Consider the following 26,025-nt stretch of genomic DNA (forward strand, 5'->3'; position numbering starts at 1 on the left):
AGGGCGTATAATGAAAAGAACTATACGCAAGCATTTCGAAAGGTAACAGGTTAAATGCGAGTTGCGATCGCCGGAGCTGGGTTAGCGGGGCTTTCTTGTGCCAAGTATCTTGTCGATGCTGGGCACACCCCCATTGTGTACGAGCGTCGAGATGTTTTAGGTGGCAAAGTTGCTGCCTGGAAAGATGAAGATGGCGACTGGTATGAAACCGGTCTGCACATTTTCTTCGGCGCATATCCCAATATGCTGCAATTAATGGGCGAGCTGGGCATTGAAGACCGGCTCCAGTGGAAAGAGCACAGCATGATCATGAACCAGCCGGATAATCCCGGTGTGTATTCACGATTTGACTTTCCCGATATCCCTGCCCCCTGGAATGGCATTGTTGCAATCCTCAGAAACAACAACATGCTCACCTGGGAAGAAAAAATCAAGTTTGGCCTAGGGCTGATCCCGGTCATGCTGCGTGGGCAGGCCTACGTTGAGGAAATGGATGAGTATTCTTGGACGCAGTGGCTGCAAAAGCACGGTATTCCTGAACGGGTGAATGATGAAATCTTCATCGCCATGGCCAAATCCCTCAACTTCATTGGCCCCGATGAAATTTCCTCCACGATTATCTTGACGGCCATGAACCGCTTCCTGCAGGAGCGGTACGGTTCCAAAATGGCCTTCCTCGACGGTGCGCCGCCCGAGCGCCTCTGCCAACCCGTTGTAGACTATGTCACCGAGCGGGGCGGAGAAGTTCACCTGAATGCCCCGCTCAAAGAAATTTTGCTGAATGATGACGGCAGCGTCCGCGGCTTTTTGTTGCGTGGTCTAGACGGCGAGAGCGATCGCACTGTAACCGCTGATGCCTACGTCTCCGCTATGCCCGTCGATCCCCTCAAGGTGATGCTGCCCGAACCCTGGCGACAACTGGATTTCTTCCAGCGCTTAGATGGTCTAGAAGGTGTGCCGGTTATCAACATCCACCTTTGGTTTGATCGTAAGCTTACGGATATTGATCATCTGCTCTTCTCGCGATCGCCCCTGCTCAGTGTGTATGCTGACATGAGCAACACCTGTCGTGAGTATGCTAACCCCGATCGCTCTATGCTGGAGTTGGTGTTAGCACCCGCCAAGGATTGGATTACTCGACCTGATGAAGACATTGTGGCGGCCACTCTGCAAGAATTACAAAAGTTGTTTCCTGACCATCTAACAGGCGACAATGCAGCTAAGCTCTTGAAATCAAAGGTGGTCAAGACTCCCCGTTCAGTCTACAAAGCCACGCCGGGGCGTCAACCGTTTCGCCCAAGTCAAGTCACCCCCATTTCTAACTTCTATCTGACCGGCGACTTCACGATGCAGCGCTATTTGGCCAGTATGGAAGGGGCCGTACTTTCTGGTAAGCTTACGGCGCAGACCATTGATCATCGAACCCAATCCGAGCCATTGCCCACACCTACGCCCGTAACTGGAAGTGTTCCAGTTTCCTAGTTGTTTGGTGCAATATCCATGACTGTTCTGGCCCTTATAAGACTCCAAACGAATGGCTGATAGTCTGAAAGTGAACCCCCCAGCCTGCAATGTAATGCTGCAACTGCCTGAATCCCCGCGCATCACAACTGCTTCCCTTGCCGATTCCTACGAATACTGTCGTCAAATTACCGCTGAGTATTCCAAGACTTTCTATATGGGCACATTGCTCATGGCGGAAGAAAAACGGCGGGCGATTTGGGCGGTGTATGTGTGGTGTCGGCGAACGGATGAGCTAGTGGATGGCCCCCAGGCTGCCGCTACCACCGATGCGACCCTCGATCGCTGGGAGGAAGAATTGGAATCTATCTTTGCAGGACATCCGGTTCATCCCTCGGATGTGGCGATGGTGGATACCTTAGAGCGATTCCCGATGGACATTCAACCCTTCCGCGATATGATTGCGGGACAGCGAATGGATTTATATCGCAACCGCTACGAGACCTTTAACGACCTGTACCTCTACTGTTACCGGGTTGCGGGTACGGTGGGGTTGATGTCCTCAGCGGTTATGGGCGTTGATGAAGCCCAAGATGTTGCGCCTTGGCACCAAGAATCTGACCACTCTCCCCAGCAAGAAGCGATCGCCCTCGGCATTGCTAATCAACTCACCAACATTTTGCGAGATGTGGGGGAAGATGCGCGTCGTGGACGCATTTACCTACCCCTCGAAGATCTGGCGCTGTTTGACTACACCGAGCGTGATTTGCTGAATGGGGTGGTGGATGACCGCTGGCAGGCTCTGATGCAGTATCAGATTCAGCGGGCACGCAACTATTACACCCAAGCCGAACGCGGGATTAGCCGACTTAGCCCCGATGCCCGATGGCCCGTGTGGTCGGCGCTCATCCTTTATCGCCAAATCCTCGATGTGATCGAAAAAAATAACTATGACGTGTTCCGGCAGCGTGCCTACGTGCCGCGCCTACGGAAACTTCTATGTTTACCGATTGCTAAGCTCTATGCCGAAGTTCGGTAGAGCTGCTTAAGATTGCGGTGCAGACGGCAAATGAAGCGGCAGGGCTGGAGCAGCGATCGCTCGTTTCGGATGCCGTAGCCTTAGGACAACACCCGTTCCCATCAGCGCCACCCCCAAGACCAGCAGGGGCAGGTGCAGTGTTACACTGCCTAGCACCGCATCGACAGAGCCAGCAATGAGCAGGAAGCGAGACGGGCGATCGTGTCGCCGGGCAATCATCTGAGATCGGATGTTCTTAAGTACCATGCGTGGGATGTGGTGAGTGAAAACTCATGGCGATCAGGGTGACGGTAAGCCGTCATCTCTAATCTAGCGAACTCTAGCAAGCCATGGGGCCTTGGAATCCATAGGGCAGACTATACGTGCCGAGTGCGGTTAGGTAATGTCCAGCACAGTAACGGACACAACACGATGGCGGAGATCGACACAATGACAACGATCCACAGCCCGGCAGCTAGATCGGCGGTTTGAGTGAGGTCAGTGGCAAAAGAAAACATGGCTTTTGTATCAATAACTACTGCTTATACTTTTATTTTACCCATCTCGATAGGACTATCCGACTATTCGAGATATTTTGTTGACAAATAGCCATCGTTATAGTTCGTCGATTGGGAGATGGGGGGCAAGAGCAGGAATATCCAGCTCTAGAAATTGATCCAACGACGAGTAGACCCAATACAGAAAGGTTTGAGAATCTTGAATGGTTTTTTGAAATCCGAGAGCTTGGGCTAGGGCCTCATGGCTGGGATGGATAGGAATGGTGTGGATATCGCATAGGTTGGGGAAGTCGGTGCGCATGGCTGCCAGGATCTGTTGGGAATCTTGCAGGAACTGGGCTGCGACGGGCTGCGTCACATAGGGCTTATCAACGTACCAACTGCGGACAAATACTGACCAGCAGGTGTCGTCTCCGGGGTGGGCGATCGCTATGGGGTCAGCATCGGGATGGTCAGACTGGTGGATTTTAGATAAATGGAGGCTTTGGCGAGGGGGTTGAAAAAAGCGTTCCTCCGACATGCGAGACACCGGAAACATAATGTAAAAGCCCACTGGGTTGTGGTTGTCTGTCCGTCTCAGCACCCGCATTCCCTTGGGATACAGACTGGCCCAATGACGAAGCTGGCGGGCAATCTGATGGGCAACGGCATTGGTATTCGCCGTTAGCCAGTTGTACTGTTTCGCTAAGAAGGCGGCGACCAAAATGGCATCTCGGCGGGGATTAAATTGATCTGGATAGAGGGCAACATTGGTTGCAGGTGGCGGCACAAGCAGATCGGTTACTGCCCGCACTTTTAAGAGGGTGGTGTGGCCATCAAAGGTTTTGTCCAGCAGTCCTAGGGCAACTAGGCGATCGATCATCAGTCCAGCAGCGCGATCGCTTCCCCGTTCACCGTGGGCATAGAAGACCTCTGCGGCTTCTCGATGGGTGCAGGCGATCGCATCTGAAAGGGGGATGAGCGTATGGATAGGCGTCTGTAAGCGTTCGGCTTGATGGAGATGCTTGAGCATCAAATATACCCACAGCCGAATAAAGCAGGTTGCTCGACGGGCCGTGAGACCTTTGAGGTGACGTAAATGGTCGATATAGGCTTGCTGGTGGGCCTGGGCAAACCAGTCTTCGAGTGACGCAGGATGAAGAGGGGGCATAGCTTTAGTAGAATGCTGGGTTTGAACAACAAAGCTATAGCTGTAGCCAGTTTGGGTGAGACATGTGCGAGATCAACGTGCAAACCCTTACTTGCACGTTTCCAGGGTTGCTGGATGTCCTACCCATAGCACTATGGCTATAGATGCCACACCCGTGTTGCTAAGCAGCAAGACAAGCAGGCTTGAAGATGGGGATCATCTCAAGTCTTCCCGTTTTTAAGCCAATTCGTAGCTCTTGACGATCCATAGCCCCTGATGATTACTGAGTACTTCACCTAAACTTCACGTCACTTCGGATAGGTTCACGGAGCTACATCACCTATCAGCCACCCTCACGGCTGTTGGAGCGCGATCGCCTGCCTCATGGCAGCTTCACAAAGACCCGATGCATACTCAGTAGCATCACTGAAAAGGTATGGGTGCATTCCTCAGCGCTTCGGGGATCAACTCTGTTGCCAGAGTCGGTTCTTGATGGCGATCGTCCCATGGATAGCTAGAGCCACCTGAGTTAGAACCCAGCGATCTGGCGTGCTCACATCGGTACGACGTCCAGATCTCGAACCACCACTTAACCCATGGAGCAACGCATCCTGTTCGGAGAGCATCCATAAAGCCCCCTTTTCGTTTGCACTGGACTATCTGTCGAGAGGAGACGAATTGTGCTAGCTGTTCTCAATACCCCCTTGTTACGGTCACAGCCATCTAGTCATCCCCAAGCGGTTCAACCAGAACGCGCCGAGCGATCGCCCCATCGCCAGGATCTGGATGATCTCGCTTTTTTCCAAGCCGTCCTAGAAGGATTTATGGATGGCGTTGTTTTGGTCACCAGCACCGGCAAGGTGTTGCACACCAACCGAGCGGCCCAGCGCCTTTTTCAGCAAGCCTCTAGTTCAACTCACACCGAGAATCCTGGCCTACCGCCCTGCATCTGGCACCTTTGCCAATGGGCAATTGACTACCGCAAGGACTATCCCCAAGATGAGCAGCATTTAATTCTAGAAGCGGAAGTTTCGTTGAATGAGCAGGTGAATGTCCGGGTGCGGGTGCGCTGGCTCAGCAATCTGCTCCACCACGATGCCTGTCTTTTGGTGACCCTAGAAGATTTGACCCAAGTGGCTCAACAATTGGCGATCGCTGCCATGCATCAGTATGGTTTAACGTTTCGGGAAGCTGAAGTTTGGCAGTGCCGCCTGCAAGGATATTCCTACCAACAGATAGCCCAAAAGCTTCATATTTCGGAAAATACCGTGAAGAAACATATCAAAAATATTCTGTCTAAGCGGCGATCGGTACAGCCCGACTAGTAGCGCAAGACAGAAGAACGAAGACAGAAAAGCGAAAAGGAATTCCAGGGCAAGCAATGTTTCCCGCCTCAGCAACTAGGCGGGTTACGTCTGCCTAGGAGTCCTAGCCTGAAATCTCGAAGAGATCACCTAGGATCACCTGATCACCCTGGGCTTGTCGAAGGGTGATCCTAGGGCTTCGACCGACTCGGTTCCAACGGTGGTGCTTGAAGTCCGAAGACGTGTGCGCGTCTACTCGAGGATCTGTCCCTACTCCACCGCGTAGCGTTTCAGATCATCCAAAGAAACATGCTCTAGGGCAGAGGCATGGGTTGAAGCTAGGACCACCGGAGGAGCCACGCCGTCATCGAGAGCTTCCTTCCAACGGGAGGCACATAAGCACCAGCGATCGCCCGGCTTCAGTCCTGGAAAGCTAAACATAGGGCGGGGTGTACTTAGGTCATTGCCTTGGGCTTGGGTGTAGTTCAAAAACTCCGCTGTCATCTGAGCACAGACCACATGGGCACCAAAATCACCCCCACCGGTATTGCAGTAGCCATCCCGATAAAATCCCGTGACTGGGTCGGTGCAGCAAGCTGCTAGGGGATTACCCAACACATTCATTGCCTCAGCCATCATACTCTCCATACATAATAGGGGGTCAACGGGCAGGCGATGGTCTCAACCGCGATCGCCCCACCCGCCCACCACTGACCAGTATCGGCTAACGCTTGCGGGAAAAAATACCCAAAAGACCATTTCGTTTCTGCTGGGGTTCCGTGGGCTTGGGTGCAGGCTGGGCACCATTGACCGTCAGGTTGACTTGCTCCGCGTATTTTAGCGCTAGGGGATTTTCAGGATCGAGCTTCAGGGCCTGGCGAAAATGTACTTTGGCCATGCCCTGGAGGTTTTGCACCAGGTACACCCGAGCCAAGACGGCATGATATTGACTATGCTCTGGCTCTAGGCGAATGGCATCCCGTAGTTCTTGCACCGCCATCGACCAGTTTTTCTTCTTAATATATTCCTGGGCTCGATGATAGTGCCGCTGGGCGTAGCTCAGTTCTGGCTGGCGCTCTTCTGTGGGAATGCTGGCAAATTGAATTGGCTGCGCTTCTTTTTTCGGCACAATGCCGCTGCGCTTTTCCCGCAGGAGCGGCTCACCCATTTTCAGTTGCAAGTACACCAGATTTAGCTCGCCCAGCTGTAAGGTGGTGGCTTCAAACTGATCGAGCGCCTGATATTGATGGTCAGTCAGAGAGGCGATCGCTTCTTCATAAAAGGTTTCTAGCGAATGAGACGGCACGGTGAGCAACCGCTTAGCCAAGCTACCTTGGGGCGCGATCGGAGCATCTTTGGCAGCCCGGCGCACCCGGAAACGCAGCGTTGCCATCACTTCGGCTCGCCCGCTGTCTTGCTTCAGTTTTTGATAGGCAGGATTCACCAGCCGAGCTAGGATTTGTCCGGCTAAACTCTTGGTGGCGTCCTCAGTTGCCTGATAGACATCGGGATGGAGCTGTTTGGCTACAACACGATACCGTTTCAATACCCGGCGATCATCAGCTGATACAGACAGTCCTAAGACGGCATAGGGGTCGGACAGTGTTTTGAGCCATTCACTAGAAAAAGAGTTCTGAGCCATGGGAGCCGTGGAGGATAAAGTCGATGGTACTGCTGGCTGGGTTGGTCTGCAGCAGCGGGACGACGGAATGAGACGGTCTGCGCCTAGATTCCTGGTTAATAGTTAGGGGAGCGATCGCGTAGAAATGACGGTCACTCGCTGGACGGTTGCATCAGCACCTGTAGAGTTCGCATGGTACAGAGGTTGATGATCAACTCTAAAAATCCATCGTTTCACATAGCCCACATCAAATGGCAGCTATAGACTCCAGTTCTTCCTCCATCATCCCTCAAAACTTTGGTATTGGGCATGAACCCAGAGCCATGGGATAAACATTGACGTGGATCGCAATTAACGGGACGAAGGTTCTCAACGGTTACATCTCCTACGGATCATGGGGCACTGGCAGGAGGTTTACTCCTGGGAAATCCCAACCATGGAGTAGACCTGTGAGTATGAGTCCTATGTAAATATACAGGAGGGTTTTGGATACATCGGGGTAACACTATGGGGAAAGCTGGAATAGTTTGAAGAATTAACACCACCTAGCCTTCAGTCCTATGCAACCAGGAATGTCGTCATCATGCAAGGGTATGGGGTGGTCTTTTGGTGGTACTGCTGCAGATGACGTTGATTCCTGTGGTGCGAGGCTATCGAGATCTAGGGCTTACGGGTCAGTTTACTGCCGTCTGGTTGACCCATACCGACTACGGTCTACCTCTCAGCATCTACCTTCTGCGCAATGATATCGGCAGCCTGCTCTGCAAAGTTCTGGACACCGCTGCCATAGATGGCGCCAGCCACTGCCGTCTTTCAGTGCTTCTGGGTATGGAAGATTTTTGGGTAGCGCTGGTATATCTGGGGGTGGCCAATGAGGTTGCTCCGGTGACCGTGCAGCTCAGTTGCCTAGTCGGATCTCGCGGACAAGATTGGCATCTGTTGACTGCTGGCGCATTTGTTACCATGGTGGTGCCGTAGGGGGCTTTTTCGTCCTCCAGCGTCAGTTTGCCCGAGGCATTCTTGCCGGGTCGCTCAAGGGGTAAGCCGAAAATACTGATGCTGTCTACTCCCCCCCCTCACGCTGCTCTGGAAACGGGAGGGGGGGTATTGAGTCAGCCAGTTAGGGACTCTGGAGGCGATCGCCTGCAAGGACGGCCAGCGGTGCAAAATGAAGTATTTTAAGAATCGGGGGCTATGGATCAGATGGGTATACCCAAAGCATCTAGCGTCGAGGATGTGCCATACCCAACCGCATCGTAGGAATAACTGAGATATACTCCCATCATTGAATGTGGCGGTTTATGGAGATTCAGTTCGCTCGATCAGACCTGGATATTGCCCAGTGCTTCCCGATCATGGTGCAGTTACGACCGCACCTAGACCCAGCGGAATTCGTCAGCCAAGTGCAGCGTCAGCAACAGGTTGGCTACCACTTGGTGTACTTAGATGTGGATGCAGCCGTGCAGGCGATCGCCGGATTCCGCATTGTGGAAACCCTTGCCAACGGTAAGGTGCTTTATATTGATGACCTTGTCACTGATGGTGGCGCCCAAGGCAACGGTTATGGCAAAGCACTAATCGATTGGCTGCTTGACTATGCGCGATCAAAGGACTGCGCATCGATTCATCTAGACAGTGGTGTGCAGCGCTCCGGGGCTCATCGCTTCTACTTTGGGCGAGGCATGACGATTACAGCGTTTCACTTTGGTATGAAACTTGACCCTGATCTCTAATCACCGTTGCTGGGAAAAGGTACTCTAATACTTTGTAGCTATGAATACGTTTTTTGAGTACATCCCTGCGTACAGTTTGGGTACTTCATCAGCGTTATCATACCGAGCCCGAAACCATGGTTGGAACAGAACAGGCTCAAGCCGAGCATCTGGCAGCCCAGGCTGCGATCGCCGCCGCTGCGAGGGGCGTCACCTTGCGATCGGTTACCAAGCAATACGGAGCTGTCACGGCGGTTGAAAATATCAACTTAGACATTGCGGCGGGCTCTTACTGTTGTCTGCTGGGTCCGAGCGGCTGCGGTAAAACGACGACGCTGCGGATGATTGCCGGTCATGAGGAGATTAGCAGCGGTGATGTGTTCATTGGCGATCAGCGGGTAAATGGCCTGCCTGCCGCTCAGCGCAATACCGCTATGGTGTTTCAAAACTACGCTTTGTTCCCCCATAAAACGGTGTGGAAAAACGTGGAGTTTGGCCTAAAAATGCGGGGAATTCCTGCCCAAGAGCGGGCGGAGCGGGTAGATGAAATGCTGGAAATTGTGGGACTAGAGCGGTTTGCTGACCGCCGTCCCAACATGCTCAGCGGTGGGCAACAGCAGCGGGTGGCTTTAGCGCGGGCCCTAGTGACCCGTCCCCAAGTTTTGCTGCTTGACGAACCCCTAAGTGCTCTAGATGAAAGCCTGCGGGTGAAGACACGGGGAGAATTACGCAAGCTGCAAAAGCAGTTTGGTATGACCTTTATCCAGGTTACCCATGCCCAGGATGAAGCCTTTTCTCTGTCGGATCAGATCGTGGTCATGGATCACGGGCACATTGATCAGATCGGCACTCCCAGTGCCATTTTTGAAGAACCGGCATCTCGATTTGTGGCTCAGTTCGTCGGCGACAATAACCTGTTTGACGGCCGGATTTTGCAGGGTGCCGATCAAAACCTGATGGCTCAAATTGAGGTGGATGGCTTGGGTGTCTTTGTAGGCAAGGGCAGTAGCGCTAGCATCGGCATGGCGGCTACCTGCTGTGTACGCAGTGATCGCCTCCTGCTCACCCCAGCCGATGGCACCCTGCCGGCCGACTACCTGAACCAGGTGATGGCGCGGATTACTTCCATTGAGTTCACGGGCTACATTACGCGCGTGTCCCTCATGGTAGAACAGACGGAAACCGAAATTCTTTATAAAGCTCGAACAACCGATTGGCAGACCCTCGCCCTAGATGAGGGAGAGCAGGTCAGGCTTTCATGGATGCCGGAGCATTGTAGTATTCTGCTGAGTTAACATCGCGGACGTTCAACCTGCGATCGCCCCCTCACCAGACTTGATGCGTCTCAAGCGATCGCCTCCTCGCGCTTAGTACCACCTCATAGCTCAATTTAATTACGAGACCTAAGATGACTAAAATTACCCGTCGCAAACTCATTCAAACTGGTCTAGCTGCCGGTGCCTTTGCGGCCACCACCCGTTGCGCCCAGAACCCAGCTCCCCTTGGCACCCCCAATAATCCGGCCCAGGGGCCCGAGGTCAATACTAATCAAATTGCGGATGTCACCCTGCGAATGATTGGCACCGGGGTATCGCAAATTAATGAAATTAAAGAGAAAGCCGAAGAAGATCTAGGGTTCAAGCTAGAACTGCGCGCCCTGAGTACCGAAGAAAATAACCAGATTGCTATTACCCAGCCCGATCAGTACGACATTTTTGACGGAGAATATTTCAGCCTGCCCTTGGTCGTACCGTCGGGGAATCTACAGCCCGTAGACATCAGCCGGATTACCGACTTCGATAAAATTGTTCCTATCTTTACCACCGGATCGCTTTACGATGGCGCGCCGGTGAACACCTCCCAGGGCACCTCGCCGATCCGGGTCATGTATGTGCAGGGCGAAGACTCTAGCGAATTTGCCACCGAAGCCACCGGCTGGGCGACCCTCATCCCCTTCCAATACAACGCTGACACCCTTGGCTACCGTCCCGACTTGGTCGGTCGCACCATCGAGAGCTGGGCGGAACTCTTTAACGATGAATTCCAAGGCAAGACGTCCATTCTTGACATTCCCTCCATTGGCATCATTGATGCAGCTATGGTTGCTGAAGCCATGGGTATCATGGAGTTTGCCGATAAAGGCAATATGACCCGCGAAGAGCTGGATCAAATCACCAATATTTTGATTGAACGTAAGCGAGCTGGTCAGTTTCGTGCTTTCTGGAAGACCTTTGATGAATCGGTCAACTTTATGTCCTCCGGTGAGGTGGTGCTGCAGTCTATGTGGTCACCTGCGGTGACGGCGGTAAAATCTCAAGGTATCGAATGTATCTATGCGCCGCTCAAAGAAGGCTATCGCGGCTGGGGTGGCGGTATTGGTCTATCCCGCAATCTGTCAGGCATTCAGCGTGATGCCGCTTACGAATACATTAACTGGATGCTAGAAGGTTGGGTAGGAGCCTTCTTGGGCCGCCAAGGCTATTACAGCGCTGCTCCTGAAAATGCTCGGAAATACATGTCTGAGGCGGAATGGGCTTTCTGGTATGAAGGTCAAGCCGCTAGCGAAGACATGGTGGATCCCTTCGGCAAGACCTTAGAAAAAGCTGGAGCCGTGCGCGATGGTGGCTCTTTTGAGGAACGGATGGGCAATGTTGTAGTCTGGAATTCGGTGATGGATGAGCAGGTCTACTTGGTGCAAAAGTGGAATGAGTTCATCGCTGCTTAAGGTATGAACTAAGTTAGCTTAGGGCTGCCACTTCTATGCCGGGGCATGGCCTGGACCATGCCCTCTGTTGCCAAACATCCTTTCATAGCGAGACGCCGCAAACAAGGACATGATCAAGAGTTGGAATGCGATCGCCCCCTATGTATTAATTGCGCCCCAAACGCTCATCTTTCTGTTATTTTTAATTTTTCCCATTGCCACCATCGTCGTGGTCAGTTTTTGGGAATTCACCGGCTATTCCATGACGCCGGCCTTCACCCTCGACAACTATATTGGTATCTTCACCTCCCAAGTCACCCTTGGCACCTACCTCAGCACCTTTCGCTTTGTCGGCTTGGTGTGGCTTTTCACCTTGCTGATTGGCTTTCCGGTGTCCTACTTCCTAGCCTTTTGCATCGAGGATGTGCGGCTACAGATCATCCTGTTTTTGGTCTGCACCGTGCCGTTCTGGACGTCCAACATTATCCGCATGATTTCCTGGATTCCTTTCCTGGGGCGAGAGGGCATTCTGAATAATCTCCTGATCAGCATCGGGGTGACGGATTCTCCCATTGATATTTTTCTCTTTTCCGACTTTGCCGTGGTGCTGGCCATGGTGCATCTCTACACCCTGTTTATGATCGTGCCGACGTTCAATAGCCTGATGCGCATTGAGCGATCGCTGATTGCCGCTGCTCAGGATGCTGGTGCTTCCAGTCTACAGGTGCTCAAAGAGGTGATTGTTCCCCTGGCTTTCCCTGGTATTGCCATCGGCTCTATTTTTGTGGTGACTCTGACCATGGGGGAATTTGTCACCATTCGCTTGATGAGTGGCGGTCAGTCTGCTTCCATCGGCTACCTGATTCGCAATCAAATCGGCAGTTTGCAATATCCCCTAGCCGCCGCCAATGCGGTGATTTTGCTGATGGTGACCCTCGTGCTGATCTTCGCCATCATGCGCCTTGTCGATATCCGTAAAGAACTGTAGGACTCGCTATGCTTTCCCAACGGCGATCGCTCTCTTTTTATCTCCTAGCAGCTTTCTTTAGCCTTTTCGTCCTGTTTCTCTACGGGCCGATGCTGGTGATTTTTATCCTGTCCTTACAGGGCCCCGATGGCACGCTCACCTTCCCTGTGCGCAGCTTTGGGTTTCACTGGATCATCGCCCTCTTTGGGCAGCAGCGGGTGGGCGATTTTGTAGGGTCGTTTCAGCGATCGTTCTTGCTTGGCGTTGTGGTTATGCTGGTCTCGGCGGTGGTGGGCCTGATGGCGGGCATGGCTTTCCGGCAACGATTTGTGGGATCGCGAGTGATTTTCTACCTAACTATTTCTAGCCTGATTGTGCCGAGTATTTTGGTCTCCCTCGGCATCGGCATCGCCTTCAACTTGCTGGGCTGGTCTACCAACTGGTATACCTCCGGTCTTGCCGCCCATCTGACTTGGACGTTACCCTTTGCCTTTTTGATTATGGTGGGGGTGTTCAACCGTTTCGATCGCTCCTATGAAGAAGCGGCCCGCGACCTAGGGGCCAGTGAACTTAAAACCTTTGGGGAAATTGTTCTACCCCTCATTGGCCCAAGCCTGATCGGCGTGGCGCTGTTTGGCTTCACCCTGTCCTACGATGAATTTATCCGCACGTCTCTGGTGGCTGGCGGTCGCAATACCCTGCCGTTAGAAATCTTCGGCATGACCACCAACGTCACCACCCCAGCCCTTTATGCCCTCGGCACTGTGACTACCGTCTTTTCCTTTGTGGTGATCACCATTGCCTTTGTATCCTACCAATGGGTATCTCAACGGCAGAAGTAGCTTGGCCCGAAGGGCCCGACCTCAGGCAAAATAGAGGCAGTAGGAGGCCATAGCAGATCGATACCATCTGAGGTATCCTGCCCCATGCCGCCGATTGCTCTTCATCTGTTGATCAGAGTGACCTGAAGCCATCGTCATGGCACGCTCGCCTGCTGCTGACAATCTTTCTACCCCTGGATGCCACCATGCCGATGACTCTAGATGACGCCAAAACGCTGCTGGATGAGTTGCTCACCCGCTATCGCGCCCAAGTGGACTATCTCGCTATTCGCCTAGAAGAATCAGAAGGCACAGATATTCTGCTGCGGGGTAGCAAGATTGAGGCTCTCAGTGAGGGCATTGCCCTCGGCGGACAAATTCGCGCTTGCCATAAGGGCGGCTGGGGATTCGCTAGCTTTAACCGCATCGATGATATTCGTGCCCATCTGGAACGGGCGATCGCTGCGGCCCGTATGGTGGGCGATGAAGAAACCCTCTTGGCGGAGGTTGATCCGGTGCAGGCGGTGCGATCGCTGCCCTTAAGTGGAACGGACCCGCGACGCATTGCCTTGTCCGACAAAAAAGCATTGTGCGATCGCTATGCCGACATTTTGCGCAGTGTGGATGATCGCATTGCTACCACCTCTGTCCGCTATGGTGATAATGCCCAGCGCATTATTTTGATGACCTCCGACGGTACGCTGTTGGAGCAATCCTGGGTGGATATGGAAATGCGCTTTGCGGCCACCGCCCGCAGTGGTGAAACGGTGCAAACGGGACGGGAAACCACAGGCTCTCGGCGAGCCTACGAAGATTTAATAGGCTTGGATCACCAAGTGCGCAGTGCTGCCCAGCGGGCCGTGGATGCCTTGGCGCTACCTCCCGTGCGCGGTAACACTTACACCGTGGTGATTGACCCGATTTTGAGCGGATTGTTTGTCCATGAAGCCTTTGGGCACCTTTCTGAAGCCGATATGGCCTACGAAAATCCCGATATTTTGGAAGTGATGACCCTGGGGCGGCGGTTTGGCCCCAAGGAGCTACAGATTTTTGACGGTGCGGCTCCTGAGGGGCATCGCGGCAGCTACTACTACGATGATGAGGGGGTGCCAGCTACCACCACTCAGCTCATTGAAGATGGCGTGCTGGTGGGACGGCTGCACTCGCGAGAAACGGCGGGCAAGCTGGGCGAAGCACCGACGGGAAATGCTCGCTGCCTCAGCTACCACTATCCGCCGATTGTGCGCATGACCAATACCTGGATTGAGCGCGGCAATACGCCGGTTGATCAACTGTTTGATGGCATCCAAGAGGGCGTTTATGCCCGCAATTGGCTAGGCGGCATGACCAACGGGGAAATGTTTACTTTCACGGCAGGAGAGGCCTGGATGATCCGCAACGGCAAGGTGGCTGAGCCGGTGCGGGATGTCACCCTGTCGGGTAATGTGTTTACCACCCTGGCGGATATTGACGCGATCGGCGATGACTTTTTCTGGGATGAATCGGGGGGCTGCGGGAAGGGCGGTCAGAGTGGTTTAGCCGTCGGCTGCGGTGGCCCAAGTTTACGGATTCGGGATGTCGTCGTCGGTGGTGAGGCAGATATTTAGGGAGGAAGAGCGATCGCCCCCTGTGTGACGTGGGGCTATGGTGTAGGTAGCTAACGCTAAAGTCTTACAAGATGCTGCGTTACGGCTGCGCCTAACAGCACCCTACTCACGTTGATCTGGATAGAGGCTGCTGTAAGCATAAAAAAACAGGGGATGGCTCCCCCGTTTAGGTGGCGATCGCTCCCTTTGGTTAGTTATAGTTAGGGGCGATCGCTTGTTTGTAGCGTGACCTAGGCAATCGTGGCCATTTTCACGTCGCTGCTGGCTAGCAGCTCTTGCAGTTCTTCCGCGTCAACGGTTTCCCGTTCAACGAGCATTTGGGCTAGGTGATCCAAAACGCTGCGGTTATCGACCAACACGGCCTTGGCGCGGCGATAGGCTTGGTCAACAAGGTTGCGGACTTCATCATCCACAGCGGCGGCGGTTTCTTCAGAGAAGTCGCGCTCAGCGGCGATATCGCGACCGAGGAACATGTTGCCTTGCTGACGACCGAGGGCGACAGGGCCGAGGCGATCGCTCATCCCGAAGCGCATCACCATTTGCCGGGCCACACGAGCCACTTGCTGCAGGTCATTGGACGCACCGGTGGTCACTTCTTCATCCCCAAAGATGATTTCTTCAGCGATACGACCACCAAGGGCAACCGCCATTTGGTTTTGTAGGTAGGAACGGGAGTAGAGACCGGAATCCATGCGGTCTTCGCTGGGGGTGAACCAGGTGAGTCCACCGGCACGACCCCGAGGGATGATGCTGATTTTTTGCACCGGATCATAGTCGGGCATCAGGGCACCTACCAAGGCGTGACCTGCTTCGTGGTAAGCCACCAAGGTCTTGCGCTTCTCGCTCATGACTCGATCTTTCTTCTCAGGGCCAGCCAAGACGCGATCGATGGCGTCGTTAACTTCGTCCATGGAAATTTCGGTGAGGTTGCGACGAGCGGCGAGGATAGCAGCTTCGTTTAGCAAGTTGGACAGATCCGCACCGGTGAAGCCGGGAGTACGGCGGGCGATACGATCGAGATCCACATCTTTGGCCAAGGTTTTACCCCGGGCGTGGACGTTGAGGATTTCTAGACGACCAGCATAGTCGGGGCGATCGACCACGACTTGGCGATCGAAACGACCGGGACGCAGCAACGCGGCATCCAAAACATCGGGACGGTTGGTTGCCGCGATGATGATGATGCCAGTGTTGCCTTCAAACCCATCCATCTCAGTGAGCTACTGGTTGAGGGTTTGCTCCCGCTCATCGTTACCGCCACCTAGACCCGCACCCCGCTGACGACCGACGGCGTCAATTTCATCAATGAAGACGATACAGGGAGCATTGGACTTGGCTTGTTCAAACAAGTCGCGGACGCGAGATGCACCCACCCCAACGAACATTTCCACAAACTCAGAACCGGAGATGGAGAAGAAGGGGACGCCTGCTTCACCGGCTACGGCCTTAGCCAACAGGGTCTTACCGGTTCCGGGAGGGCCAACCAGCAGCACACCCTTGGGAATCTTGGCACCGATGGCCGTGAAGCGATCGGCATTCTTCAAGAAGTCCACTACTTCTGCCAGCTCTAGCTTGGCTTGTTCAATCCCGGCCACATCACCAAAGGTGACCTGGGTTTGTGGCTCCATTTGCACGCGAGCTTTTGACTTGCCGAAGTTCATCGCTTGGTTGCCGGGGCCGCTTTGGGCGCGACGCAGCACAAAGAACAAGACAATCAGCAGCAAGAAGGGAATGAGCAAGGAGCCGAAGACTCGCGCAAACACGTTATCTTCAGGCTGGGGGGCAACGGAAATATCGACGTCGTTTTGAGTCAGGATGTTGAGCAGGTCTGGATCGTTGACAAGGTTAACGAGCACCTTGCTGCCATCCTGAGCGGTGATGGTGGCGCGAGCACGGTCAGAGCTAATGCTGACCTTTTCAACTTGATTTTGCTCAACCCTTTGAATAAATTCGCTATAGCGCCAGGTATCTTGCACCTGGGGCTGGCGATCGCTGATCAAAGAGGCTGCCAAAAAGATCACCACGACCGCTAAGAGCGCGTATAGTCCTGCGTTTCTCCACCGCTTATTCACTAAGGTCAATCCTCCTAGTACTTATATTGAAGTAGCCCTAAATCGAGGACTATAGGGCCAGGACTTACGCTATGTCTTGAGATCGGAAGAACACGAGAGCCAAAACCCTGCGCCACAAACCAGAACGTGCGATAAGCCCTAAGCTTGATTTCTATTGTTAACTAATATTAACGCATTTCAGAAACCTACGGGATCCGGACGAGCGATCGCTTCTTGAAGCAACTCCAGTCCAGGATGGTGAGGATCATAGGATCGGCAATCTGCGCCGCTGAGGACGTGGCTAATTGGCACAACCTCGACCACAGAATTGCAGTAGGCGATCGCCTCTAGATGAGAACGAACCTGCGCGCACCATGGCTCCTCACGTATCTCTATATTTTGGCACTTTAAGCTAGAAATGAGGTGCGATCGCGCTAAACCAGGCAAAATTCCTTGGGATATTGGCGGCGTCCAATAGCATCCAGCTCCCCAACCCCACAAATTGCCTGTACTGGTTTCCAGCCACGCGTCATCCAAGCCCACCAAAATGGCCTCCTGGGCCTGGTGCTGCTGGGCTCGTTGGCGGGCAAGCCAGGGGGCGAGGTAGTTCCCAGTTTTATGAGACGGCAGCGATCGCCCCCCATAGCCCAAATCTCCTAGATCGTCCCAGTTGACTACCCAAGCGGTGATACCCTGCTGGTGCCAGCGATCGAGGTCGGCGGGCAACGATCGCCCCAAAATCCAATGGCGGCCGTCGGGAAACAGGGTGATGCGCAGGACAGGATCGTGGTCGGCGAGATAGATCGCGCCCTGCTCAACCTGAGACCAATCGGGCGATCGCCATCCTAAGGCCGTGAGGCTGGTTTGCAGGCGCTGGCAGTGATCGCGCCAATGGGTGCGGGGATGGTGAAGGCGATTGTAGATACGCAGGGTGGTGAACACCGTTGCGCCAAACAGCAGCGCCGGATCATCGGGGGCAATGGGCAGCGTATCGCCGGTATGCAGGTGACCGTTGTACCAACTGGGCATATTGAGCAGGTGAGGTGTAGGATCCTGGTTCAAACCCTTGGACGGTAGGCATTGAGGTGTGGAGACCTAATACCAATTTAAGGTGAAGCACCGTTGGACGTAGCGTGTGTTAGCGAAGCGTAACGCACAGCAAGCCTGCAATGTAGAAGCACCAGCGTGTGTTAGCGAAGCGTAACGCACACCTTGCAATCCTGTGCATCTTCACATCAATTGAGTGGGAGGGCAGAAAGCTAGGGAATGCGGATGGTGGAACTACCGTCGGGATTTTCGATGAACTCGCCGCCAAGGGCTTCAATGCGATCGCGGGCGTTTTTCTGGGTGCGTTCATCCACAGCATTTTGCAACACCAGCATCCATGCAGCAATTTGGGCGGAGGTGCTGTCAGGGTTTTGGGCGAGGAATTGAGCGGTTTGGCGAGAGATGGCGGCGGCGTTGTCGCTACCAGGAAAGGAGGATTGCTCGGCCCAGTCGGCAGCGGTTTCAAAGGATTGCCGAGCTGTTTCGCCATCGCCCAAAAAGAGCAGTTCATCAATTCCCTTTTGCCGCCAGACGAAATAGGAATTGGGCGGTGCATTGGGTTCTAGGCGAGACACATTGCGATCCATAATCTCAATGGCCCGTTCTGGCATCCCCGCATATTGAGACGTGCTGGTGGACAGGAAGGTGTAGGCGAGGATGAAGCTGGGATCGCGTGGCAGAATAATCTCGAAATACTCTGGGCTGAGGGAATAGTCGGTGCGCTGGCGAATTTCTTCGTCGCCGAAATATTGCACGAAGCTTAGGAAGACCCAGTCGGCCATGAGGTTGTCGTAGCCAAAGGCGGGCGATCGCTTCAAGAGCTCTAGACGGGATGCTTCGAGGGTCAGTTGCTGTTGCAGTTCTTCATCGGTAAAGGTGCGATCGCCTTGGATGCGCCGCAGTTCGGGCACCTGTAGGGAGGCGATCGCTCCTAGGGCCGCCAGTCCAGTGAGGGCGGCGGCTAGGGTATGTCGCCAATGGTGTCGGGGGGATGCAAGGGCCATGGCTGTGAAGGAGAAACGTCAACATCCCCCTAGGTTAGGAGGATGGAGGGACGTGGACAAGGTTTTTCAGGACAATCTCAGCGTCAATTCTAGGAGAAAGAGCTGAAGCTCAGGTTTTTGTAAATTTTTGTAAACAAGTGATCGATCGCTGAATAGTGCTACATCCTAAGCAGGATAGGCTTCAGATTGCTCTCCTCCGTAATTATACGAGGGTTAGCGGATCGAAAAAAAAGAAGTTATGCTGGGTGCAACGCTTGAGTGCGGGAATACTTAAGTTGTAATTCGGGATTTCATAACAGTGAGGTGGGTTCATCACCTCTCTTCATTCAAAAGCTACTGGGCGAGCGGGAAACCGTCCGGTAGCTTTTTGATTGGGGGCTACGGAGTGAAGCGGCAGATGCCCCACGGAGAAGAGAGTCATAGGCTGGAATTAATCGGGGTCACATGCAGGAAGTGCGCCAGGGTCGCCTTCGCATAGCTTAGCAAGAGTAGTCGCGTTACCATCGCCACCCGTACCTAGCCAAACTGTACCGGCATAGCCTTTGAGATCGGGCCCAGATGGAGTTGCTTCGTTGGTGACCTGAACAGAGTCAACACCACCGCCGTTAATAGTATAGGTGTAGTTTTCAGTATCGCTGATGCCAAGTTCTAGGTCAGCAAAACCAGCTTGGTCAGCAAACTCACGGTTTTGTAGGTAGAAAGCTTGCTGAGCACGGTTCATAGAACCAATATAGGTCTGTGCTTCAGATTGACGAGCTTTGTTAGCTTGGTTCAAGAAGGAAGGAAGAGCAATGGCAGCCAGGATACCGATGATGATGATTACCACCAATAGCTCAATCAGGGTAAAGCCCGATTGCCCAGAGCGGCGGCGGAGAACCTGAAGGAGAAGGCGGTTGTGGAAAGTAGTCATGGGTTGTGAGGTAATAAAGGTCTCGTGCGGAATGACGCAGATACACGCCTAGGGGGGCAACGAGGCTTAGAGTGAACCCAGGGGGTATAGGCAAAACAAAGCTACCAGGCGACCGGAACTGCGACTGGTAGCTTGCAGGTCGTCAAGAGAGGAAATGAAGGATAGCAATGTGCTCGTGCCGTTCATTCCCTCAAGCTAAATTAGTCGGGAGGGCAAGCAGGAACAGCACCAGGGTCGCCTTCACATAGCTTGGCAAGCGTGGTTGCGTTACCGTCACCGCCAACGCCAAGCCATACGGTACCGGCATAACCCTTGAGGTCTGTTCCGGTTGGGGTTGCAGTGTTGGTTGCTTGAGTAGAACCGGCACCGCCGTCTGCGATGGTGTAGGTGTAGTTATCGGTATCGCTCAAGCCTAGCTCTAGGTCAGCAAAGTTAGCTTGTGCAGCAAACTCGCGGTTTTCTAGGTAGAAGGCTTGCTGAGCACGGTTCATAGCACCGACGTAGGTTTGTGCTTCAGACTGACGAGCTTTGTTGGCTTGGTTCAAGAAGGAAGGAAGAGCGATGGCAGCCAAGATACCGATGATGATGATCACAACCAGTAGCTCGATCAAGGTGAAACCCTTGGTGTTCTTGCCAGCGAAGTGTTGGATTAGTTTAGCTTTGAGTGCAGAGTTCATTGGTTGTCTCCTTAGAGTTGCGGGAAAGTTGTTGTTTTGAAGTTGCGGGATTCGGATTTCTAACTCCTGACTATAACTTGCCCACCCGGTTTCAATTTGATATCACTCTCCCAAAACTTTTTTTGGATTTTTTTTTCAGATCGGCTAAACCCTAGGAACCACAAGGGTTGATCTACGTCTTTAGCAAACCATGGTTCGCTTCTCTCCGTGATCGACCGACGTTGGGAAGGGTGTCGATGTGTCGAGCTACACCCTCAATTCCCTTGGTGCTGAGGGATTTATGCAGGTTCTCATCCTGAAAACCCTCATCTCCCACCTCCGAAGACCCTCATCCCTCAGCCCTGAAGACCCTCATCCCCCAGCCCCTTCTCCCCTTTTGGGAGAAGGGGGGGCAAGATTCAAAGTCCCTCGCCCGTTCTGGGAGAGGGATTTAGGGTGAGGGTCTTCGAGGTTTGTCAGGTTGAACCAAGATCTTGGTTGATCGACGAACCTTTTCCCCCTCCTCCCCCAGCCCCTTCTCCCACGAGGGGAGAAGGGGGGCAAGAAGGTGTAAGTGATTTCAAAGTCCCTCTCCCAGAGGGCGAGGGATTTAGGGTGAGGGTCTTCGAGGACAGTGATTTGGGGTGAGGGCTTTCTGCGGAACTTTGCCTGAAGGGTGCGCCGTCTAGCGGACAATAGAATGGCGTCTAGGTTGGGTCTTATATATGGTGACGATGGAGCGAGGGGCCTGGCTACTGGGGCCATTGGCAGGGGCGATCGCCTCTGTGGTGTTGGCGAGTCCAGCGATCGCGGGTATTTGTCCTGCTCAAGTAGGTGATCACATTCAGGCAATTACGCGGCGATCGGCGGTGAGCAATTCTCAGTGGGGCATTGTCGTCGATACCCTAACGCCCGATTCACCTCTCTTTCCCCATTCCGGTGCTCCCATCCAGCGGCTTTATGACCAGGGGGGCGATCGCGCTCTGGTGCCGGCGTCTAATGCCAAGGTTTTGGTGACCGCAGCGGCGCTACAGCGGTTTGGCCCCGACTACCGCATTCCCACCTCCATCTATCGCATGGGGTCTACGGAACCGGGCAGTCCGATGATTTTGCGGGTGGTGGGGCGCGGTGACCCCAGCTTGACCGATCAGCAGCTCCTCAGCCTGGCCCAACAACTGCGCGACCAAGGCATCACGCATATTGATTGGCTGATTGGCGATGATTCCTACTTCCAGGGCGAAACGGTTAGCGCTAGCTGGGAGGCGGATGATCTACAGGCGGGCTATGGCGCACCGACCAATAGCTTGATCCTCAACCAGAATGCGATCGGCGTAAATCTCTACCCCCAGGCCGTAGGGCAGCCGCTGCGTTTGGAGTGGGAGAATCCTGATGATGCAACCGGCTGGCAGGTGCGTAACAACACCACGACGGTGCCCCGAACAGCCTCGGAATATATTGTGGTGGGTCGAGACATGGCGCAGTCGATCTTGTACCTGAGTGGTCAGCTTTGGGTGGGCTCTGAGCCAGATCTATCCGCCGTGGCCGTCACCCAACCGGGCGATCGCTTCCTAGAACGGTTTCAGCAGGTTCTACGGGAGCAGGGCATCACCGTAGGTCAATCAGAAGTCGTGCGAGCCTCCATGCCGGATCCAGGGATAGAAATCGCATCGGTGGAATCTTTGCCCATGGCGGCGTTGGTGACGGAAGCCAATCGCCACAGCACTAATCTCTATGCAGAAGCGCTGCTGCGGCAGGTGGCGGTGGCAGAAAATGGCGATCGCGCTCGTACCTCGGCTCTGCAGGCGGGGCAGGAAGCGATCGCATCGGTGTTGGCTCCCCTTGGTGTTGATAGTAGCCAGTTTCGCCTGGCTGATGGATCGGGGCTTTCTCGACAAAATTCTGTAACTCCAGCCGTTTTGGTGGATACACTGCAAGCGATGGGGCAATCGCCCGATGCCCAACTCTATCGCGATAGCCTTGCCGTAGCTGGTATCAGCGGCACCCTGCGCAACCGGTTTCGTGACACGGCGGTGGCGGGTCGCCTTTGGGGTAAAACAGGTACGCTGCGAGATGTCGTATCTTTATCTGGCTATCTATATCCTCCCAACTATGATCCGGTGGTGTTTAGTATTTTAGTGAATGACCCAAATTTGTCGCTGGGTGAAGCACGACAAGCGATGGATGACATTATCCTAACCCTCCATCAACTCCAGGCTTGCTCTTAATCCTGTAGACTAGATTCAATAGGTTGATGGGTAATAGCTGTCTAGCCGATGGGGTAAGCAAGCTCTCAAGCTATTAATGTCTTATTCAAGAGGTATTAAATGAACTCACTCTTTTAATCGAGACACGCTACTATGAGAGCTAAATTATATTGTGATGGTCTCGACAAGGGCGATCGCCTAGATGGAACCGTTACGACTAGTACTAGTGTCTAGTGATAGGTTATGGTTTGTATACCTTGTGATGCCTTAACATCACAATTCAAGGCGATCGCGTGATTAGGTTGATACTCTAGGACAAGAGAACACTTCAATCCGGCGGCGATGATTAAGCGGTCTCCCTTGCTAACATCAGGAGGGGGTTGCATGTCGGCTACTCCTATGCCCTCCATGTGCTTTCCTCAAGTCTCTCCCTGCCCCTAGGAGTAGGTTTTCTATTGCAAGACTGCTAGCTTCCCGCATGGCCCACTCGTCTCTATGGTTCAATCGTTCGATTTCTCTGCGGCTCCTGCTGGTGCTACCGTTTGTCCTGCAAATTGCGATCGCTGTGGGTCTAACTGGATGGCTCTCGTTTCGCAGCGGTGAGCAGGCTGTGCAGGATTTGTCTGGGCAACTGCGGGGTGAGGTGGCGGCCCGCATTCGGCAACACCTGGATACAGAATTGATGATTGCTCATCAGATCAACCGTATCAACCTCGATTTGCTACAAAGCGATCGCCTAGATCCTGAGGATCTACCCGACCTCGGGCAGCATTTTTGGCAACAGCTTCAGCAATTTGACCAGATGGGGGTGATCTATTACGGTCAAGCCGATGGTCGTTTTATTGCCGCTCAGCGGGGTCTAGAAGGCGAATTTCTGTTTGTGAAACGAGAGCGACCGCCCTCGGAGGCGGAGGTGTTTCGTGCGAATGAGCAAGGCGGTTTGCAGGCACAGATTTCGATTATTCCTAACTTTATTGACATTCGCGAACGTCCTTGGTACACCGCAGGGGTGGCTCAGGGTACCTTCACCTGGGGCGATATTTTTGCGCTGCAGATTGTTCCTCGGATTGACCTGCCGGCCAGCGTGCCGGTGTTGTCTGCTGATGGCACCCTAGAGGGGGTTCTTGGTAATAACCTAGCGCTTACAAGCCTGAGTGATTTTTTGCAGGATCTAGCGATTGGGCAATCGGGGCAGGCTTTCATCATAGAGCGATCGGGGGAATTGGTAGCCAGCTCTCGCTTGCATCAGCCGTTTAAGATCAATGGCGATGGGCAAACCCAGCGGATTCTGGCAGCAGAGGGTGATGATCAGGTGCTGCGGGAAACGGTGCAACATCTCCAGCAGCAGTTTCGCTCCTTGGATGAGATTACGGCGGTGCAGCAGCTTGATGTGACCCTAGGGGGCGATCGCCAATTTGTCGATGTGTTGCCCTATCGTGACGCCTACGGCCTGGATTGGCTGATTGTGGTGATGGTGCCTGAAGCAGATTTTATGGCGACCATTCATGCCAATACGCGCAGAACGATCCTGCTTTGTCTAGCGGCGCTGGTACTAGCAACCTATTCCAGCACGCTGACGGCCCGTTGGCTAAACCGATCGCTGCTGACCCTCAACCGAGCTGCTCAGCAGATAGCAGATGGACAGCTCACGACAGAAATTAAAGGTAGCCGCATTCAAGAACTGGCGGAGTTAGGGCAAGCGTTTACCCAAATGGGGCATAATCTCCAAACCTCATTCCATCAATTACAGGTGCTCAACCAGGCCCTGCTGAATAGCGAAAGCCGTCTGACCCAGTTTCTAGAGGCGCTGCCGGTTGGTGTAGTGGTTTTCGATCCGGCTAGCTGTTTAATCTATGTTAACCCTATTGGCCGTCAGATTCTCAGTGGTCATGTTGGCACAACGGAAGCTGACCTCAGTGCTCTAGAGCAACGGCTGATCTATCAGGTTGACCAGCCCCAAGCGCAGTCGCTTCAAGACGTATTGGCCAAGCCAACGCTTGCTGGCCAAACCTTGCACATCACAGATCTGGAACTACGACGGGATGGACAGGTGATTACTGTTGCCGTACAAACCATGCCCATCAGGGATGAACAAGGTAATATTGTCTACGCAATCGCCGGTTTTCAAGACATTAGCGATCGCCGCGCTATTGAACTTGCCCTGAAGCAAAGTGAAACCAGATTTCGAGCGATCGCGGCCAACGTGCCAGGTGCAATTTTACGCTACGTGCTGCATCCAGATGGCACTGATTCGATTCCCTACATTAGCCCTAGCTGTGAGTATCTTTGGGAAGTTGATGCGGATGCCGTGAAGCAAAATCCTGAATTGCTCTGGCGGCCGGTGCATTCTGATGATTTATCTCGCATACAGCAATCTATTGTCGAATCTGCCCGCACGCTACATTCTTGGTCTGAAGAATGGCGGATTATGACGCCCTCGGGACAGCTTAAATGGATTCAGGCCGTCGGCCAGCCCGAACGTCGTCCAGATGGCTGTACGGTATGGGATACGCTGGTGCTCGACGTGAGCGATCGCAAGCGGGCCGAGGAACAGCTTATCTATAATGCTCTGCATGATTCCCTCACTGATTTACCTAATCGTAAATATTTGATGGAACACCTGCGGCAAAACCTGCGCCGCACCGCGCAATTAAGACTGCCCCATGCACACTTTGCCCTATTGTTTCTGGATCTCGATCGCTTCAAGGTGGTGAATGACAGCTTGGGACATCTGGCGGGCGATCGGCTCTTGGTTCAAGTGGCACAGATGTTGTTGGAAATTGTGGATGGGAAAGGTACGGTTGCTCGGCTGGGGGGCGATGAATTTGTGATCGTTCTGGATTCCCTCAACACCTCAGATGATGTTGTGCAGTTAGCCGACCAAATCCTAGCTACGTTTCGATCGCCCCTATCTTTAGATGGTCGAGATATTACTCTCAGCACCAGTATTGGCATTGTTTTCGGATCGGCGACCTATAGTCAAGCCTCAGACCTGATTCGAGATGCTGATATCGCTCTCTATCAAGCGAAGTCCAAGGGGCGCGCCCGCTACCAGATTTTTGACCGGGCGATGCATACCCAGGTGGTGAAGCGTCTGCACTTAGAAAATGATCTGCGACGAGCGATCGCCCGCCAGCAATTTTTGGTCTACTACCAACCGTTGGTGGCGTTGGAAACTGGCGAATTGATAGGTTTTGAGGCGCTAGTGCGCTGGCAGCATCCTGTGCGGGGGCGCATTCCTCCCGATGACTTCATTCCCATTGCCGAGGAGACGGGCCTGGTTGTCCCCCT

General features: G+C 53.6%; 21 protein-coding genes and 1 pseudogene. 12 read left to right on the forward strand and 10 right to left on the reverse strand.

The features are described from left to right. The first annotated feature begins 54 nt into the window (after positions 1-54). Positions 55-1,482 (forward strand): 15-cis-phytoene desaturase, encoded by a 1,428-nt coding sequence (gene pds / locus V6D20_19970; GenBank protein HEY9818057.1) that lies wholly within the window; start codon positions 55-57, stop codon positions 1,480-1,482. A gap of 52 nt (positions 1,483-1,534) precedes the next feature. Further along, positions 1,535-2,500 (forward strand): phytoene synthase, encoded by a 966-nt coding sequence (locus tag V6D20_19975; GenBank protein HEY9818058.1) that lies wholly within the window; start codon positions 1,535-1,537, stop codon positions 2,498-2,500. 6 nt (positions 2,501-2,506) lie between these two features. Here V6D20_19975 and V6D20_19980 read toward each other — a convergent pair whose 3' ends face one another. After that, positions 2,507-2,746, reverse strand: a complete 240-nt coding sequence (locus tag V6D20_19980) for a hypothetical protein (protein ID HEY9818059.1) — start codon at positions 2,744-2,746, stop codon at positions 2,507-2,509. A 348-nt stretch (positions 2,747-3,094) separates the two neighbouring features. Continuing rightward, positions 3,095-4,147: a hypothetical protein gene (locus V6D20_19985; protein ID HEY9818060.1), complete on the reverse strand. Its 1,053-nt coding sequence runs from the start codon at positions 4,145-4,147 to the stop codon at positions 3,095-3,097. A 659-nt stretch (positions 4,148-4,806) separates the two neighbouring features. Here V6D20_19985 and V6D20_19990 point away from each other — a divergent pair. Beyond that, positions 4,807-5,451, forward strand: a complete 645-nt coding sequence (locus V6D20_19990) for a LuxR C-terminal-related transcriptional regulator (GenBank protein HEY9818061.1) — start codon at positions 4,807-4,809, stop codon at positions 5,449-5,451. Positions 5,452-5,700: 249 nt separating this feature from the next. On the opposite strand, the gene V6D20_19995 is transcribed toward V6D20_19990, so the two are convergent. After that, positions 5,701-6,069: a DUF2237 domain-containing protein gene (locus V6D20_19995; GenBank protein ID HEY9818062.1), complete on the reverse strand. Its 369-nt coding sequence runs from the start codon at positions 6,067-6,069 to the stop codon at positions 5,701-5,703. 85 nt (positions 6,070-6,154) lie between these two features. After that, positions 6,155-7,072, reverse strand: coding sequence for a J domain-containing protein (locus V6D20_20000; GenBank protein HEY9818063.1), 918 nt, complete (start codon positions 7,070-7,072; stop codon positions 6,155-6,157). A 603-nt stretch (positions 7,073-7,675) separates the two neighbouring features. Between V6D20_20000 and V6D20_20005 the strand changes: the two genes are divergently transcribed. The 7 genes from V6D20_20005 to V6D20_20035 all read left to right on the forward strand — a co-directional run bounded on the left by V6D20_20005 (position 7,676) and on the right by V6D20_20035 (position 14,862). Further along, positions 7,676-8,029, forward strand: a complete 354-nt coding sequence (locus V6D20_20005; GenBank protein ID HEY9818064.1) for a hypothetical protein — start codon at positions 7,676-7,678, stop codon at positions 8,027-8,029. A 377-nt stretch (positions 8,030-8,406) separates the two neighbouring features. After that, entirely contained in the window at positions 8,407-8,784 is a 378-nt protein-coding gene (locus tag V6D20_20010) for a GNAT family N-acetyltransferase (GenBank protein ID HEY9818065.1), read from the forward strand. A gap of 116 nt (positions 8,785-8,900) precedes the next feature. Continuing rightward, positions 8,901-10,058: an ABC transporter ATP-binding protein gene (locus V6D20_20015; GenBank protein ID HEY9818066.1), complete on the forward strand. Its 1,158-nt coding sequence runs from the start codon at positions 8,901-8,903 to the stop codon at positions 10,056-10,058. A gap of 113 nt (positions 10,059-10,171) precedes the next feature. Beyond that, the gene (locus V6D20_20020; GenBank protein ID HEY9818067.1) at positions 10,172-11,488 is read left to right on the forward strand and encodes an extracellular solute-binding protein; all 1,317 of its coding nucleotides are present in this window, start codon (positions 10,172-10,174) and stop codon (positions 11,486-11,488) included. A 109-nt stretch (positions 11,489-11,597) separates the two neighbouring features. Then, positions 11,598-12,455: an ABC transporter permease gene (locus V6D20_20025; protein ID HEY9818068.1), complete on the forward strand. Its 858-nt coding sequence runs from the start codon at positions 11,598-11,600 to the stop codon at positions 12,453-12,455. Between the two features lie 8 nt (positions 12,456-12,463). Then, entirely contained in the window at positions 12,464-13,276 is an 813-nt protein-coding gene (locus V6D20_20030; protein ID HEY9818069.1) for an ABC transporter permease, read from the forward strand. A gap of 185 nt (positions 13,277-13,461) precedes the next feature. After that, positions 13,462-14,862 (forward strand): TldD/PmbA family protein, encoded by a 1,401-nt coding sequence (locus V6D20_20035; GenBank protein HEY9818070.1) that lies wholly within the window; start codon positions 13,462-13,464, stop codon positions 14,860-14,862. A 230-nt stretch (positions 14,863-15,092) separates the two neighbouring features. Here the strand turns inward: V6D20_20035 and V6D20_20040 are convergent, their stop codons facing one another. From V6D20_20040 to V6D20_20065, 6 genes and pseudogenes are all read right to left on the reverse strand, one after another. Continuing rightward, complete coding sequence (locus tag V6D20_20040; protein ID HEY9818071.1) at positions 15,093-15,773, reverse strand: hypothetical protein; 681 nt, start codon at positions 15,771-15,773, stop codon at positions 15,093-15,095. Continuing rightward, positions 15,774-16,934 (reverse strand): annotated as a pseudogene (locus tag V6D20_20045) (ATP-dependent metallopeptidase FtsH/Yme1/Tma family protein). Between the two features lie 177 nt (positions 16,935-17,111). After that, the gene (locus tag V6D20_20050; GenBank protein HEY9818072.1) at positions 17,112-17,975 is read right to left on the reverse strand and encodes an aminotransferase class IV; all 864 of its coding nucleotides are present in this window, start codon (positions 17,973-17,975) and stop codon (positions 17,112-17,114) included. 197 nt (positions 17,976-18,172) lie between these two features. Beyond that, complete coding sequence (locus V6D20_20055) at positions 18,173-18,964, reverse strand: hypothetical protein (GenBank protein ID HEY9818073.1); 792 nt, start codon at positions 18,962-18,964, stop codon at positions 18,173-18,175. 430 nt (positions 18,965-19,394) lie between these two features. Continuing rightward, positions 19,395-19,874, reverse strand: coding sequence for a type IV pilin-like G/H family protein (locus tag V6D20_20060; protein ID HEY9818074.1), 480 nt, complete (start codon positions 19,872-19,874; stop codon positions 19,395-19,397). Between the two features lie 200 nt (positions 19,875-20,074). Further along, positions 20,075-20,551 (reverse strand): type IV pilin-like G/H family protein, encoded by a 477-nt coding sequence (locus V6D20_20065; GenBank protein ID HEY9818075.1) that lies wholly within the window; start codon positions 20,549-20,551, stop codon positions 20,075-20,077. A gap of 704 nt (positions 20,552-21,255) precedes the next feature. Here V6D20_20065 and dacB point away from each other — a divergent pair. Together dacB and V6D20_20075 are read left to right on the forward strand one after the other, a co-directional pair. Further along, complete coding sequence (dacB, locus tag V6D20_20070) at positions 21,256-22,755, forward strand: D-alanyl-D-alanine carboxypeptidase/D-alanyl-D-alanine-endopeptidase (GenBank protein HEY9818076.1); 1,500 nt, start codon at positions 21,256-21,258, stop codon at positions 22,753-22,755. A gap of 457 nt (positions 22,756-23,212) precedes the next feature. Continuing rightward, a partial coding sequence (locus V6D20_20075; protein ID HEY9818077.1) for a diguanylate cyclase occupies positions 23,213-26,025 on the forward strand: 2,813 nt, incomplete at its 3' end.

This window comes from Candidatus Obscuribacterales bacterium (genome assembly GCA_036703605.1).
GTDB lineage: Bacteria > Cyanobacteriota > Cyanobacteriia > RECH01 > RECH01 > RECH01.